This is a genomic window from Alloalcanivorax marinus (assembly GCF_016906305.1).
GTDB classification, from domain to species: Bacteria; Pseudomonadota; Gammaproteobacteria; order Pseudomonadales; family Alcanivoracaceae; genus Alloalcanivorax; species Alloalcanivorax marinus.
The window spans coordinates 15,336-30,270 of sequence record NZ_JADDOL010000030.1; the positions used below are offsets into that span (position 1 = coordinate 15,336).

General features: G+C 67.9%; 15 protein-coding genes. 4 read left to right on the forward strand and 11 right to left on the reverse strand.

Annotation, left to right across the window (positions count from 1 at the left end):
- Positions 1–49 precede the first annotated feature (49 nt).
- Complete coding sequence (gene nfuA / locus IM760_RS17210) at positions 50–643, forward strand: Fe-S biogenesis protein NfuA (RefSeq protein WP_204431481.1); 594 nt, start codon at positions 50–52, stop codon at positions 641–643.
- Between the two features lie 76 nt (positions 644–719).
- On the opposite strand, the gene IM760_RS17215 is transcribed toward nfuA, so the two are convergent.
- The 3 genes from IM760_RS17215 to IM760_RS18960 are packed head-to-tail and all read right to left on the reverse strand — an operon-like array spanning position 720 to position 4,665.
- Positions 720–1,502: a M48 family metallopeptidase gene (locus tag IM760_RS17215; protein ID WP_204431482.1), complete on the reverse strand. Its 783-nt coding sequence runs from the start codon at positions 1,500–1,502 to the stop codon at positions 720–722.
- Positions 1,503–1,543: 41 nt separating this feature from the next.
- The gene (locus IM760_RS17220) at positions 1,544–3,208 is read right to left on the reverse strand and encodes an ABC1 kinase family protein (protein ID WP_204431483.1); all 1,665 of its coding nucleotides are present in this window, start codon (positions 3,206–3,208) and stop codon (positions 1,544–1,546) included.
- A gap of 5 nt (positions 3,209–3,213) precedes the next feature.
- Positions 3,214–4,665 (reverse strand): haloalkane dehalogenase, encoded by a 1,452-nt coding sequence (locus IM760_RS18960; RefSeq protein ID WP_239549958.1) that lies wholly within the window; start codon positions 4,663–4,665, stop codon positions 3,214–3,216.
- Between the two features lie 68 nt (positions 4,666–4,733).
- On the opposite strand from IM760_RS18960, the gene IM760_RS17230 reads away from it, so the two are divergent.
- Positions 4,734–5,057: an SET domain-containing protein gene (locus tag IM760_RS17230; protein WP_204431484.1), complete on the forward strand. Its 324-nt coding sequence runs from the start codon at positions 4,734–4,736 to the stop codon at positions 5,055–5,057.
- Positions 5,058–5,081: 24 nt separating this feature from the next.
- Here the strand turns inward: IM760_RS17230 and IM760_RS17235 are convergent, their stop codons facing one another.
- The 6 genes from IM760_RS17235 to rimO form a co-directional block, all read right to left on the reverse strand.
- Positions 5,082–5,705, reverse strand: a complete 624-nt coding sequence (locus IM760_RS17235) for a pseudouridine synthase (protein WP_204431496.1) — start codon at positions 5,703–5,705, stop codon at positions 5,082–5,084.
- A 76-nt stretch (positions 5,706–5,781) separates the two neighbouring features.
- Positions 5,782–8,163, reverse strand: coding sequence for an endopeptidase La (gene lon / locus IM760_RS17240; RefSeq protein ID WP_204431485.1), 2,382 nt, complete (start codon positions 8,161–8,163; stop codon positions 5,782–5,784).
- 70 nt (positions 8,164–8,233) lie between these two features.
- Positions 8,234–8,905, reverse strand: coding sequence for a class I SAM-dependent methyltransferase (locus IM760_RS17245; protein WP_204431486.1), 672 nt, complete (start codon positions 8,903–8,905; stop codon positions 8,234–8,236).
- 67 nt (positions 8,906–8,972) lie between these two features.
- Positions 8,973–9,929: an alpha/beta fold hydrolase gene (locus IM760_RS17250; protein WP_204431487.1), complete on the reverse strand. Its 957-nt coding sequence runs from the start codon at positions 9,927–9,929 to the stop codon at positions 8,973–8,975.
- A 103-nt stretch (positions 9,930–10,032) separates the two neighbouring features.
- On the reverse strand, positions 10,033–10,905 hold the full coding sequence (locus IM760_RS17255; protein WP_338021413.1) for a DMT family transporter: 873 nt from the start codon (positions 10,903–10,905) through the stop codon (positions 10,033–10,035).
- Positions 10,902–12,218 carry a 30S ribosomal protein S12 methylthiotransferase RimO gene (gene rimO, locus IM760_RS17260; protein WP_204431488.1) on the reverse strand — a complete coding sequence of 439 codons (1,317 nt, stop codon included), beginning with the start codon at positions 12,216–12,218 and terminating at the stop codon, positions 10,902–10,904. The genes IM760_RS17255 and rimO overlap by 4 nt, the downstream gene beginning before the upstream one ends.
- Before the next feature lie 85 nt (positions 12,219–12,303).
- On the opposite strand from rimO, the gene thpR reads away from it, so the two are divergent.
- Positions 12,304–12,819: an RNA 2',3'-cyclic phosphodiesterase gene (gene thpR / locus IM760_RS17265; protein ID WP_204431489.1), complete on the forward strand. Its 516-nt coding sequence runs from the start codon at positions 12,304–12,306 to the stop codon at positions 12,817–12,819.
- Positions 12,820–12,826: 7 nt separating this feature from the next.
- Here thpR and IM760_RS17270 read toward each other — a convergent pair whose 3' ends face one another.
- Both IM760_RS17270 and IM760_RS17275 read right to left on the reverse strand, forming a co-directional pair.
- Complete coding sequence (locus tag IM760_RS17270) at positions 12,827–13,675, reverse strand: anti-sigma factor family protein (protein WP_204431490.1); 849 nt, start codon at positions 13,673–13,675, stop codon at positions 12,827–12,829.
- Positions 13,675–14,232 (reverse strand): RNA polymerase sigma factor, encoded by a 558-nt coding sequence (locus tag IM760_RS17275; RefSeq protein ID WP_204431491.1) that lies wholly within the window; start codon positions 14,230–14,232, stop codon positions 13,675–13,677. Before IM760_RS17275 ends, IM760_RS17270 begins: the two co-directional genes overlap by 1 nt.
- 186 nt (positions 14,233–14,418) lie before the next feature.
- On the opposite strand from IM760_RS17275, the gene IM760_RS17280 reads away from it, so the two are divergent.
- Positions 14,419–14,841 carry a DUF4168 domain-containing protein gene (locus IM760_RS17280; protein WP_204431492.1) on the forward strand — a complete coding sequence of 141 codons (423 nt, stop codon included), beginning with the start codon at positions 14,419–14,421 and terminating at the stop codon, positions 14,839–14,841.
- The last annotated feature ends 94 nt before the right edge of the window (positions 14,842–14,935 follow it).

Below are 14,935 nucleotides of genomic sequence, written 5' to 3' on the forward strand. Positions count from 1 at the left end.
GGGGAGTACCTGACTAAAATAGTCAGGAAAGTGGCAACCGGAAACCGGCATGACCGAAACGCTTATCCGTATTACAGATTCCGCCCAGGAGTACCTGCGCGACCTGCTGTCCCGCCAGGATCAGGACGGCATCGGGGTACGCATCTTCGTGGAGCGCCCCGGCACTCCCCACGCCGAGTGCTGCATGGCCTACTGCCCGGACGGCGAGCAGGAAGACGATGACGTGCGCTTCGACTACGAGGGCTTTCACGCCTTTATCGAAGGCAAGAGCGTGCGCTACCTGGAAGACGCCGTGATCGACTTCAAGAAGGATTCCATGGGCGGCCAGCTGACCTTCCGCGCCCCCAAATCCCGGGTCCCCGACATCAGCCCGGACGCTTCCCTGGAAGAGCGCATCAATTACATCCTGTACGCCGAGATCAACCCCAACCTGGCGGCCCACGGCGGCAACGTGCAGCTGCTGGAGCTCACCGACGATAACGTGGCGATCCTCGAGTTCGGCGGCGGCTGCCAGGGCTGCTCGGTGGTGGACGTGACCCTCAAGGACGGCGTCGAGCGGACCCTGATGGAGCAGATTCCGGAACTCACCGGCGTGCGTGACAAGACCGACCACACCGTGACCGAGAACGCCTACTACCAGTAGGCGTTTGAAGGGTTTTATCGCGCCATTGAAAACGGGCCCCTCGGGGCCCGTTTTTTATCGCCTTTGCCAGCAGGGCTCAGCCGCAGTTCGGCGTGCGACCGGCGGCGCGGGCCTGTTGATAGATCGGCCGCACTTCCGGCAGCCGGGCGCGCAGACCCTCGATGCGGCTCTGGTTGCTGGGGTGGGTGGACAGGAATTCCGGCGGTGAGCCGCCGCTGGCGGCGGCCATGTTCTGCCACAGATTCACGCTTTGCTCCGGATTGAAGCCGGCTTCGGCCATCAGCTGCAGGCCGATCACGTCGGCCTCGGACTCGTGTTTGCGGCTGAACGGCAGCTGCACGCCGTACTGGGCACCGACCCCGAGCAGGCCCATCAGGGTCTGCTGCTCGGCGCTGTCGCCGCCGGCCAGGGCGGCCACCAGCTGGGCGCCGGTCTGGGTGGCGAACTGGATCGAGACCCGCTCGTTGGAGTGCTGGGCCAGCACGTGGCCCACCTCATGGCCGATCACCGCGGCCAGCTGATCCTGGTTCTTGGCCACCTTGAGCAGACCGGTGTGCACGCCGATCTTGCCGCCGGGCAGGGCGAAGGCGTTGGCGGTGTCGTCCTTGAACACGGTCACTTCCCATTGCTGGTCCGAGTCCACCACGCTGGTGATGGCATTGGCCACGCACTGCACGTAGCGCACCTCGGCGGTACCGGTCTCGATGGGCTGTTGTTGTTTCATCTCCGCGTAGGCGGTGGCGCCCATCTGGTCCATCTCCGACGCCGGCATCAGCAGAAATTGCTGCCGGCCCAGCGGCGAGGTGGCGCAGGCCACCAGCAGCAACAGGGCGGCGGCGGGCAGGGCGAGACGTTTCATGGTGGGGCTTCTCCTTTCCTGGTCGTTCAAATCCTTGCGGTTTATTTCCACTCGCGCAGGTGGCGGCGCGCCACCCAGAGTAGCCATGTGGACCACAGGCCGCCAGCCAATAATAGCAGCACCCCGGGCAGGGACAGATCCCAGGGCGCCGGCGGCACCCGACCGGCCAGCATCAGGCCGCCGCTGATCAGGGCGGCGGCGGTGAGCAGCCCCTGGATCTGCCGGTACTGGCCGCGCTCCAGGCGCGCCACCAGGGATTCCAGATGGCGCGGATCCAGGCCGCCGCCCTGGCCCGGGCGCGGTGCCCCCGGCGCGGTGGGCGGCGCATAGGCGCGGTCGACCAGCTCCAGGGCCCGCAGGCCCAGGCTGCGCGCCAGCCGGCGCGGCGCGTAGCGCTGCCGCACCAGCCGCTGCAGCAACGGCTGCGCTTCCTCGATCAGATCGAAGTCCGGGTTCAGCAGGCGCCCGAAGCCTTCCAGCGTCAGCAGCGCCTTCAGCAGCAGGGCGATGTCCGCCGGCAGCACCAGCCCGTGGTTGCGCACCAGGGCGGTGATGTCGCCGAGCAGGGCGCCCAGGTCGAGCTGCGCCAGGGGCATGCCGTAGTACAGCGACACCACGTCTTCCACGTCGGCCACCAGCATTTCGAACTGCACCGGCTGGCCGTCGGACCAGCCGGCCAGTACCGCGGCGGCGTGCTCGGAGTCACGGGTCAGAATGGAGCGCACCAGACGCACCACCTGATCGCGGCGCCCGTCGCTGAGCTTGCCGACCATGCCGAAGTCGAGCATGGCGATGCGGTTGCCCGGCAGGATCAGGAAATTGCCCGGGTGCGGGTCGGCGTGGAAGAAGCCGTCCTCCAGGGCCATCTTCCAGGCCACCAGGGCGCCGCGCCGGGCGATCAGCGCACGGTCCAGGCCGGCGGCGTCGAGCTGGTCCAGGGCCCGGGCCGGAATGCCCTCGATGCGCTGCTGCACCTGCAGGGAGGCGCTGCTCAGCGCCAGGTTCACGCGCGGCACGGTGAGCCATTTGAAGGCACGCAGGTTGCGGCGGATGCGTTCCGCGTTGCGCGCCTCGATGGTGAAATCCAGTTCCCGGGTCAGCGAGCGGCGGAATTCGCGCACCAGCTCCACCGGCCGGTAGCGGCGCAACTCCTCGGAGTTGTCCGAGGCCAGCTTGGCGAGCTGGTCGAGCAGGCGCAGGTCCGAGCGGATGGTGGCCTCGATGCCCGGCTTGCGCACCTTGATCACCACCCGCTCGCCGGCGCGGGTCAGTGCCCCGTGCACCTGGGCGATGGACGCCACGCCCAGGGGCTGTTCGTCGACCTGGGCGAACACCCGGTCCAGGGGCCGGCCCAGCGCCGCCTCCACCGCCGGGCGCAGCTGTTCGAAAGGCAGCGGGCGGGCGCGGTCCTGGAGCCGCTCGAACTGGTCGATCCAGTCCGGCGGGAACAGATCCACCCGGGTGGCCAGCACCTGGCCGAGCTTGACGTAGGTGGGGCCCATTTCCTCCAGCGCGTGACGCAGGCGCTCGGCGGTGCCCATGCGCAACAGCCGATGGTCGCCGCCGGCGCGCACCAGCCGCCCGGCCTGTTCCACCGGCGTGGCCAGACCCAGCCGCCGCAGCATGTCCGAAAAGCCGTATTTGAGCAGAATGGCCGCCAATTGATTGATACGCCGCAGATCGCGACCGGTGTGCAGCAGATTCATGACGGTCAGAGGTCCTTGATGCCTTCGGCGGCCAGCAGCGTCTTCTTGCGGGCCACGCCCCAATGGTAGCCACCGGGGCCGCCGGCCCGGGGCACCACCCGGTGGCAGGGTACCAGCAGGGCGATGCGGTTGGCGCCCACCGCGTTGCCCACCGCCCGCGCCTGGCTGTTCAGCTGCCGGGCCAGTTCACCGTACTGGCGGGTCTGACCGGCGGGAATCGTCAGCAAGGCGCGCCATACCGCCCGCTGAAACGGCGTGCCGACCAGATGCAGGGGCGTGCCGGCCGGGTCCGCCAGCAGGGCGTCGATGGCGTCCTCGTCGGTGGGCTCCAGAACGGCCTTGGGAAAGCGCTTTTCGATTTGGGCGCGGCCTTCCTCGGCGTCGGCGGCGAAGCACAGCTGGACCAGACCCGCGTCGGACCAGGCGGCGACCAGGCCACCGTGGTGTTCCGGTGACCAGCACCAGCGCAGGGCGCCGGTGAAGCGGTCGTCCTCCGCCACGATCCGGGCGGTCGCCGGGGTGGCGGTGGCCGGGGCGGTGACCGCGGCTGTCGCCTTGGCGACGGCGGGGCGCGGCGGCACGGCGTCGATCCGGCGCGCCAGCCAGTCGCCCAGCGCGGCGGCGATGCGTTCCGGCTGATCCTCCTGCACGTAGTGCAGCGCGCGCCCGCCGTCCACCACTTCCAGGTCGGGAATGCGCTGCGCCAGCCAGGCCACGCGGGTGCGGCCGAGCACCGCGCCGGGATGAAAGTGCAGCAGCAGCATGGGCTGGGGCATGGCCTCCAGGCCGGCCTCGATCTCGGCGATGGCCCGGTGGGTGTCGCCGGGCCGGTCGTTGAGCGGCAATTCCGAGGGGAATACGCGGATCGGCCGGCGGCTGCGCGCGTCCGGGAAGGGCGCCCGGTAGGCGGCCATCACACTGCGCGGCAGCGGCCGCACGACACTGAAGCGCAGCACCACGTTGACGAACAGGTTGTGCCGCTGCAGCAGCCAGGGGGCCAGACGTTTATCGCGGAACGCGAAGAACAGAGGGCGCGCCGCCAGCGGAAATTCCTCCCAGTCGAAAGTGAAAGGAAAGGTCTCCATGAAGCACAGCCGCGCTACCCGCCCGGGTTCTTGTTGCGCGAGCCGGAAGCCCAGCGGGCCGCCCCAGTCGTGCAACACCAGGGTCAGGTCGGTGAGGTCCAGGGCCTCCACGAACGCCCACAGATAGTGATAGTGGGTGAGAAAGCGGTAGTCGATGTCCGGTTTATCGCTGCGCCCGAAGCCGATCAGATCCAGCGCCACGCAGCGGTAGTGCCGGCGCAGGGGTTTGATCACGTTGCGCCACAGATAGCTGCTGGTGGGGTTGCCGTGCAGGAACAGCAGGGTGGGGCCCTGTCCCTCGTCGATATAGTGAAGACGGTGCCCGTCGACGCTGTGATAGCGCGAGGTGAACGGGTAGTCGGCGAATCCCATGCCATGCGTCCCGGCGGCTTTTCTGGCAAGATGCCACGGCCCCGATCACCACTGCAAGCGTGAGGACCATGGACAAACCCTTTGTGCGCAAGGACCTGGTGGAAGTGAAACAGAGCCCGATCCATGGCCGTGGCCTGTTCGCCCGCGCCGCCATCCCCCGCGACACCGTGCTGGGGGTGCTCAAGACCCTGCCCGCCAAGGGCGACGGCCCCTATGTGCTGTGGCTGGACGACGAGGGCCACGAGCGCTACCGCGTGCTCTGCGATCTGCGCTACATCAACCACGCCAAGAAGCCCAATGTGGCCTATTACGAGGACCTCACCGTGGTGGCCCTGAAGAACATCAAGGCGGGGCAGGAATTGCTGCACGATTACGGGGAGGACTGGAGCTGATCGCGACTTCAGTCGCGAACGGTTTCAGAACGGCACCGGCGAATGGAACTCGCTCCATAAACCGGTGACCGGGTGATTGAACGCCAGGGTTTCCGCGTGCAGCAACAGGCGGTCGCTGAGACCCAGAACCTCCGGGGGTGCGTACAGATCGCAGCCCAGAATCGGGTGGCCGATTTCCCGGCAATGAATACGCAGTTGGTGGCTGCGCCCGGTGACCGGCGCCAGCCGCAGCCGGGTGCGGTTCCGGGCGGTGTCCCGTTGCAGTACCCGCCAGCGGGTCAGCGCCGCCTTGCCGGTCTCGAAGCACACCTTCTGCAGCGGCCGGTTGGGCCAGTCCGGGCACAGCGGCAGATCAATGTCCCCGTCATCCTCCCGCACCAGACCGTCCACCACTGCCTGATAGGCCTTGGCCACCTGGCGCCGCTGGAAGGCCCGGCTCAGGGCGCTCTGCGCGTCCCGGGTGAGGGCGAACACCATCACCCCGGAGGTGTCCAGGTCGAGCCGGTGCACCAGACGCAGGTCCGGGTCGCGCCGCTTGAGCCGGGCGGTGACGCAGTCCCGGTTTTCCGGGGCGCGGCCCGGCACGCTGAGCAGAAACGGCGGCTTGTTGACCACCAGAATATGCGCGTCGCGATACAGCTCGGTCACCGGTTCCCGGCATTCCGGCACGATATAGCGGTCCGGCTGCTCGGCCCGGGTAGGGCGCCGGACCGCCGGGTCCCGGTTATTTGCCCCAGACAATCTCGTGCACGTCCTGGTAGCGTTCCGCGAAGTGCACCGTCATGTCCTTCTTCAGGTAGTCCGGCAACTCCTTGTAGTCACGCTCGCAGGCCTTCGGCAGGATCACCTCGCGGATGCCCACCCGGCGGGCGGCGATCACCTTCTCGCGGATGCCGCCCACCGCCAGCACCTGGCCGGTGAGCGTCAGTTCGCCGGTCATCGCCAGCTTGCGCGGCAGGCGCTTGCCGGTGGCCAGGGAGATCAGCGCGGTGGCCATGGTCACCCCGGCGCTGGGGCCGTCCTTGGGCGTGGCCCCTTCCGGCACGTGCAGGTGCACGAAGGACTCGTCGAACCAGTCCGCGCTGCCGCCGTATTGCGGCAGATGGCTGGCCACATAGCTGTAGGCGATCTCGGCGGACTCCTTCATCACATCGCCGAGCTGGCCGGTCTGCTTGAAGCCGCGCCGCTGGGCGTGTACCTGGGTGGCCTCGATGGACAGGGTGGCGCCGCCCATGGCGGTCCAGGCCAGCCCGGTGACCACGCCCACGCCGCGCTGGGTTTTTTCCTTCTGGAAATAGGGCTGGCCGAGAAACTCTTCCAGGTTCTTGCCGGTGACGCTCAGCTTCTTCTCGCCGGACAGCAGCCGCACCGCCGCCTTGCGGATGATCTTGTTGAGCTGTTTCTCCAGATTGCGCACGCCCGCTTCCCGGGCATAGCCCTCGGCGATCTCCTTCAGGGCGCTGTCGCTGATCTTGAGCTGGGCCGGTTTCACGCCCGCCCGTTCCAGGGCCCGGGGCCACAGGTGATGGCGGGCGATGGCCACTTTCTCCTCGGTGATGTAGCCGCTCAGGCGGATCACTTCCATGCGGTCCAGCAGCGGGCCGGGAATCGAATCCAGCGTGTTGGCGGTGCACACGAACAGGCAGTGACTCAGGTCCAGGCGCTGGTCGAGATAGTGGTCCAGGAAGTCCTGGTTCTGTTCCGGGTCCAGCACTTCCAGCAGCGCCGACGCCGGGTCGCCCTGGAACGACTGGCCGAGCTTGTCGATTTCATCGAGCATGATCACCGGGTTGCCGGTGCCGGCGTCCTTGAGCGCCTGGGTGAGCTTGCCGGGCAGGGCGCCGATGTAGGTGCGCCGGTGACCCTTGATCTCCGCTTCGTCGCGCATGCCGCCCAGGCTCAGGCGGTAGAAGCGCCGGTCCAGGGCTTCGGCGATGGAACGGCCGATGCTGGTCTTGCCCACCCCGGGCGGGCCCACCAGCAGCAGGATGGAGCCTTTCATTTCGCCACGCATGGCGCCCACCGCCAGGAACTCGATGATGCGGTCCTTCACATCGGTGAGGCCGCTGTGGTGTTGTTCCAGAATCTGGCGGGCGTGATCCAGGTCCAGGTTGTCGTCGGAGTAGACGCCCCAGGGCACGCTGGTGAGCCAGTCCAGATAGTTGCGGGTGACCGCGTATTCCGGCGAGCCGGATTCCAGCACGCCGAACTTGCGCAGCTCTTCCTCGAAACGCTTTTGCACCGCTTCCGGCGGCGACAACGCTTCCATCCGCTCGCGGAATTCGTCCGCGTCGGCGGTGCGGTCGTCCTTTTCCAGACCCAGTTCGCGCTGGATCACCTTGAGCTGTTCCTTGAGGAAGAACTCGCGCTGATGCTTGGAAATCTTTTCGTTGACCTCCTCGCGCAGCTGGTTCTGCAGGCGCGCCACTTCCACTTCCTTTTTCACCAGGGTCAGCACCCGCTCCATGCGCGGGCGCAGCGGCACGGTTTCCAGGATTTCCTGCAGCTCATCGCCGCTGGCGCTGGTCAGGGACGCCGCGAAGTCGGTCAGCGGCGACGGGTCCCGGGCCGAGAAATTCTGCAGGTAATGTTTGAGCCCCTCGTTATAGAGCGGGTTCAGCGGCAGCAATTCCTTGATGGTGTTGATGATCGCCATGGCGTAGGCGCGCAGGCTGTCGTCCAGCTGGTCGCGGGGCTCCGGGTAGCTGACCTCGGCCATGTAAGGCCGCTTGCGGCTCATGTAGCCTTCCACGCGGAAGCGCGCCAGGCCCTGGGCCACCACCTGCAGTTGGTTTTCCTCGCCGTTGACCGCGTGGATCTTCACCAGGCAGCCGTACTGCGGAAACTGATCCGGATCCACCTCGTCCGGGTCCCGGTCGCCCACGTACACCAGGCCCAGGGCGTGGTGCGGCGTCTGGCCGACGCGCTCCAGGGTGGCGCGCCATTGCTCGGCGTCGAGCAGCAGGGGCTGCACCAGGCCGGGCATGAAGGGGCGTTCGCGCACCGGGATCAGATAGACCCGCTGGGGCAGGGTACGATCAGGCAGGGCCAGGGCGCCCTGCGGTGTGCCTTGTTCAATGGTGGTCCGGTTATCGTCCTGACTCATTTCTCGACTCACTGACACGCCTGAAGAAAGTAAACGCAATGCCGTAGAAGTGGCGTCGGCCTCCGGCTTTTCAATCCCCGTCGACGATCAGCAGGTCGGCGCTCAAGGAGCGCGGCGTTTGCGTGCGGCGTTCCACCACCCGGGCGTTGAAATGCTGTTCGCAGCGTTCCGCCAGCTGATAGAAGGGTGAGCGGCCCGGGTCGGCGATGATGATCCGTTTCACGCCCTGGCCGAGGGCGCGGCGGATCAGGTTGAACAGCACCGGGGTGAGTTCGTCCCAGAAGCAGATGTCGGCGCCGGTAATGATGTCCACCCCGGCGAGCCGCTGTTTGGTGAGCCGCTCGAAGCGGCAGCGCAGGGTGTCCACCTCCACCTTGTTGACCGCGGCGTGCAGGGCCAGGTAGGGAAACACGTCCGGGTCCGCGTCCACGGCGGTGACCCGGCAGCCCAGACGCTTGGCCGCGTAGATGGAAAGCGGGCCCCAGCCGCAGCCGATGTCCATCAGGTGGCTGCCCGGGCCGATCTCGCCGGCCCGGCGCCGGCGGTTCAGCTCGTCCATGATCAGAAAGCTGGAGTTCCACACCTTGTTGCCGTGGATCGAGGGCGCGTGCTGGTTCTTGAGGCGGCGCACCGCGCGGTGGCCGCTGCGCAGCAGGGTGATGCCACGGGTTTGCACGGTGTGGGGTTCGCCGCGACGCACGCGCGGCACTTCGAGATCGGGGAAATCGGAAAGCAGGGTCATGGGAGTCGCCGGCGCCTGAAAAAGAAACGACCTTAAGGGCGCCGGCGGGGTTGATCAAGTGAACCGATCAGTGCGCGGCCCCGGGCTGCACGTCGCGCCAGAATTCGTCGAACGCTTCGGCGCTGGGTTCCGGCGCCTCGGTCATCGGAATATGGCCCACCTCATCCAGAATCACCGCGCGGCTGTTCGGCAGTTCCTCCTGAAAGGCCTCCACGTTGTCCAGGCTCAGCAGGCGGTCTTCCCGGCCCCACAGAATCAGCGTGGGGGTCTCGATGCGCGGCAGCACGCCCCGGCCCTGCAGTCGCATGGCCGGGTCCAGGTTCATGTCCCGCCAGACCTTCTCCGCCACGTCCGCGTTGGCCGCTTTCTCCTTGCCCATTTCCGTGATCACGAAGCCGGGCACGCCCACCGACTGGCTGGAGGCCCAGTCCAGGGTGGTGTGGAACTGCTCGGCGCTGTGCGGAATCAGCGGGTTTTTGTCGGACTGCTCCAGGGTGTTGAGAAACTCGGCGGTCTGCAGGGTGATGCCGGCGGAATCCACCAGCCCCAGGGACAGCAGGCGGCTGGGCTGGCGGCGTGCCATCTCGATGGCGATGGCGCCGCCCATGGAGTTGCCGGCCACATGGAAACGCTCCACCTGCATTTCGTCGAGCAGCGCGAACACCCGCTCGGCCTGTTCGCTGATGCCGTAGTTCATGTCGGCGGTGCGCGGCGTGGTGCGGCCGTGGCCGGGCAGATCGGGGATCACGAAGTAGTAGTCGCCCTGCAGCTCATTGGCGAAATGCAGCCAGTTGGTGCCGTCGGCGCCGAACCCGTGGATCAGCACCACCACCGGCGCGTCCTGGTCCCCTTTGCTGGTGAGCACGTGCCAGTCGAGCCCGTCGGCGGTTTCCACCCGATGGTCCTCCAGCCCGGCGCGCCATTTTTCGAAGGCCATGCCTTCCTGGTAGGCCCAGTGGCGGGTGGTGTCGCAGCCGCCCAGCAACGCCACCGCCAGCACCAGCAAAACCCTGCGTATCGCCATGCCGTTCTCCCTTTATTCTCGGATTGTTGTCGTCCTTGCGAAGGGTCAGCGTAGTTGATCCGCGCTGGGCTGGGCACCGCTGGAAAGGTCAAAATCGGTAAATCTAGCGGGTCTTCAGGTTCCAGACGCCGGCGCCGATGATCAGCAGGGTGCCGAGCAGGGTGGAGAGCACCAGGGTTTCCCCCCAGAACAGCCAGCCCAGCAGCGCCGCCCAGACCACCGCGGCGTAGTTGTAGACCCCCACCTGCCCCGGGCGGGCCAGTTGGTAGGCGGTGGTCATGGCGAACTGCCCGCCGATCGCCACCAGACCGATGGCCAGCAGCCACAGGCACTCGGTGCCGGTGGGCCAGCGCTCCGCCCGCAACAACAGCGAGGCGGAAATCACCGTGGCGAACAGGGAGAAATAGAACACCACCCGGTGGGCCGGTTCGCTGGCCGCCATGCGGCGGATGCTGACCTTGGCCACGCTCATGATCAGCGCCCCGGACAGGGCCACCAGCATCACCGGATCCACGTTGCCCTGGTCGGCGCGCATGATGAAGCCCACGCCCACGAAGCCCAGGGCGATGGCGATCCAGGTATGGACGCTGATGCGGTCGCGCAACCATAGCCAGGCCACCAGCGGCAGAAAGAACGGCACCGTCATTTTCACCAGCACCGCCTCCGCCAGGGGGATATGGGCGATGGTGAAAAAGAAACAGAACATGGCGGTGACGCCGGTGAAACCGCGAATGAAGTGCAGGCCGAGATGGCGGGTGCCCAGATCGCGGATGCCGCCGCTGGCGATCAGGATCGGCATCAGCACCAGCAGGCCGCACAGATTGCGGCCGAACACGATCATTTCCGTGGGCAGGGTTTCCGAGACGTGCTTGATCAGCGCCGCCATCACCGCCAGCAGTCCCTCGCCGAGGATCAGCAGCAGGGCACCGCGCAGGGGCTGGTCCGCCGGCGCGCCGGCGGACCGTTCGGCGCTCACGGGGCCGGGCGGGCCCACAGATCGTGATCGTCCGCGTCCTCGACGACCACGTTGAGGCGCTGGCCGGGCCGCAGATCTCCGACGCCGGGCAGATGCACCTGGCCGTCGATTTCCGGCGCGTCGCCTTGGGAGCGGGCCAGAGCACCGTCCGGGCCGGCCTCGTCCACCAGCACTTCCAGGGTACGGCCGATCTTGCGACGCAGCTTGTCGGCGCTGATCCGCGCCTGCACATTCATAAAGCGCTCCTGGCGCTCCAGGGCCAGGTCCTCGTCCACCGGGTCGGGCAGGGCGTTGGCGGCGGCGCCGTCCACCGGGGAATAGGTGAAGCAGCCCACCCGGTCCAGTTGCGCCTCTTCCAGCCAGTCCAGCAGCCGCTCGAAGTCGTCGTCGGTCTCGCCGGGGAAGCCGACGATAAAAGTGCTGCGCAGGGTGATGTCCGGGCAGATCTCCCGCCAGCGGCGGATCCGCTCCAGGCTGTTCTCGGCGTGGGCGGGGCGCTTCATGGCCTTGAGAATGCGCGGGCTGGCGTGCTGAAAGGGGATATCCAGGTAGGGCAGGATATGGCCCTCGGCCATCATCGGGATGATGTCGTCCACGTGCGGGTAGGGGTACACATAGTGCAGCCGCACCCAGGCGCCCAGCCGGCCCAGGGCCTGGCAAAGCTCCAGCATGCGGGTCTTCACCGGCATCCCCTGCCAGAAGCCGGTCTGATACTTGCGGTCCACGCCGTAGGCGCTGGTGTCCTGGCTGATCACCAGCAGCTCCTGCACGCCGGCCTTGACCAGCCGCTCGGCCTCGTCGAGTACATCGCCCACCGGCCGGGAATCCAGCTTGCCGCGCATGCTGGGGATGATGCAGAAGCTGCATTTGTGGTTGCAGCCCTCGGAAATCTTCAGATAGGCGTAATGGCGCGGGGTCAGCTTGATGCCCTGGGGCGGCACCAGATCCACGAACGGGTCGTGGTCGCGGCTGGGCGGCACCACCTGATGCACGGCGCCCACCACCTGCTCGTACTGCTGCGGGCCGGTCACCGCCAGCACCGAAGGATGGGCCTGGCGGATCACGGACTCTTCCACGCCCATGCAGCCGGTGACGATCACCTTGCCGTTCTCGGCCAGGGCCTCGCCGATGGCGTCCAGGGACTCGGCCTTGGCGTCGTCGATAAAGCCGCAGGTATTGACCACCACCACATCGGCGTCGTCATAGCTGGCGGTGACCTGATAACCTTCGGTGCGCAGCTGGGTAAGAATGCGCTCCGAATCGACCAGCGCCTTGGGGCAACCCAGGCTTACGAACCCTACTTTTCCGGACATAGACACCTCGAACTTGGGGTGCGGCATTCTAACGCCGGGCCATCGCCCTGGCCATCCATGGACGACCCCGGGAGGAACCTCTGGAATGCGCTGTTTCATTGCCGTTCCGGTAAGCGCCACGCTCGCCGACACCCTGGGCCAGGTGCCCGGGCCCGACCCGGGCCGGACGGTGGCCGCCGCCGACCTGCACCTGACCCTGGCGTTTCTGGGCGAGCGGCGGGAGGCGTGGGTCCGGTCCCTGTGGCCGTCGCTGACGGAACTCGCCGCCGCCACCCGGGCGTTTGCGTTGACGTTGCCCGAAGCCGGCCCGTTTCCCGGGCCTGGCGGACGTTTCTGGGCGGCCCGGGTGACGCCGGAACCGGCGCTGACGGATTTGCACGCTCGGCTCTGGCGGGTCCTGGCGGCGGCCGGTGCGGAACGGGAGCCGCGCCCCTTCCTGCCCCATGTGACCCTGGCCCGGCTGGCGCGGCCCACCCGGGCGGCGCCGGTGGCCGGACCCTGGCGGATGCCGGTGACGAGTCTGGCGGTTCACGAGAGCCCGCCGGACGGCGGGGGTTATCGGATTCTGCGGGAGTGGCCCCTGGCGCGCCCCCGGCCCTGACGGCCGGTCAGGCGCCGGGAATGGCCGGCACGGTGCGCTCCGGCGTGGCCAGGCCGGCGTCCTGGGGCAGGGGGCGACCCGGTACACCGCCGTCGGCGGCCGGCGCCCCGGGTAGCGGCTCGATGGGCCCCTCCGGCCGCGAAGGGGTCGAAGGCGGGGTGGCCGGGTTCGGCAGCGGGGCCAGCCGCCCGCGCATTTCCAGGGCCAGGCCGGTCAGATGAGCCAGGCCCCCTTCGCCCACCAGCACATAGTTGCGTTCACCCTGGCTCCAGCGCACCAGCGGCCGCTCCTGGCGGGACATCACATGGAACCAGCCATCGTCCACGCGGGTGCCGCGATGCATTTCGTAGAGGGCCACCTCCCGGCCCTGGGGATCGCGGTAGCGATACTCCACCAACCGGTCGCCGTCGATCTGCACATTACGGCGGGACACCGGCTCCAGCTCCAGGCCCTGGAACGGTGCCGGGGGCGCCGGGCCTAGGCTGACCGCGCCGGGGGCGCCGGCGTAGGCGCGCAGGGCCAGTTCGGTGAAATCCGACGGCGCCACGCCGGTGCCGCGCCAGACCAGCACCGACAGCACCGTGCCGGTGGCCAGCCCGGCGGCGGCCACCCAGGTCCAGCGCCGCCGGGGGGCGGGCGCCGGGGCCGATACCGGCCGCAGGAACACCGGGTCCAGCGCCCGTTGCAGCGCCGCTTCCCGGCGCCAGTAGGCGTGGATGCGGTCGGCGTATTCCGGGTGGGCGCGCAGCTGCCGGGCCACCTGGCGCGCCCGGTGCCGGGGCAGCTGGCCGTCGGCGAAGGCGCCCAGCTCCTGGTCGGTCACCGCGTGGTGGGGATCTCGGTTACGGGGCCACATTATTTGACTCTCTTTAATGCCTGGCGGGGCCGGGGCTTTAATGCCTGACGGGGCCGGTGCTTCAGTGTCTGGCGGGGCTCGGCGGCCCGGTCGCGCTGTTCACGCAGGGTTTCCCGGGCCCGCGACAGCCGCGAACGCAGGGTGCCCACCTTGATGCCCAGGATACGCGCCGCCTCGCGATAGCCGGGATTTTCCAGCGCCACCAGCAGCAGGGCGGCGCGCTGCTCCGTGGGCAGGCGATCCAGATCCTCCAGCGCCCGCAGGCATTCCGCGTGGTCCTCCTGGCGGGGCGCCACGGCCTGGTCCTGGCCGGCGTCCGGGTCCGTCACCTCGCGCCGGCGTGGCGCCGAGGCGCGCTGGTTCAGGTAAAGCCGATACAGCATGCGGAACAGCCAGGCACGCAGGCGACCGCCGGGCCGCCACAGGTGGCGCTTGCGCAGCGCCCGTTCCAGGCAATCCTGCACCAGGTCGTCGGCCTGGGCGGGATCGCCGCACAACGCCAGCGCATAGCGTCGTAGGTGGGGAATCTGATCACAAACCTGCTGCTCGTAGCTCATCACGCTCCCTGTGCCGGTGCGCCGGCGTTGCATGCCCCTTAACCAACAGTGCGCGGGCGGGTTTGGTTCCGTGGGCGTCGGGGACAAAAAAATCCGGAACCGGTGGGCGGGGCCCGCTGTTGGTGGAATAAGGGCGCGCGGCATGCGGCCCTGGACTAGCGACGTTCAACGACCAGGAGTGTCATCATGAAACATCGTCTTCTGCCTCTTTCCGCTCTGGCGCTGGTGCTCAGCGCGGCCGGCGCCGTTCAGGCGCAACAACAGGCCCCGGGACAGCCGTCCGGGCAAAGCCAGGGAGCCCCGGCGCAGCAGCAGGCGCCGGCCACCCGTCAGCCGGCCCTGGGTGACGGTTCGGACATTTCCGACCAGGACCTGGAAAAGTTCGCCAAGGCGCAGAGCGAGGTCGAAGAGATCAAGAACGAATACCGCGGCGAGGTCCAGAAGCACGGCGAGGACGCGGACAAGGCCATGGAAGTGCAGCGCGAGGCGCAGCAGGAGATGGTCGAGGCGGTTCAGGACAATGGCCTGGATGTGCGCAAGTACAACCAGATCGCTCAGCTGGCGCAGTACGATTCGGAATTCCGGGCGCGCATCGAAACGCAGCGCTGAATCCCCCGACGGGCGCAAAAAAGGTTCATCGCGCTTTGACGGGAAATCGATGCGGGAGATCTCTATCCGGGACGCGGATCTGTGTGGGGGCCTT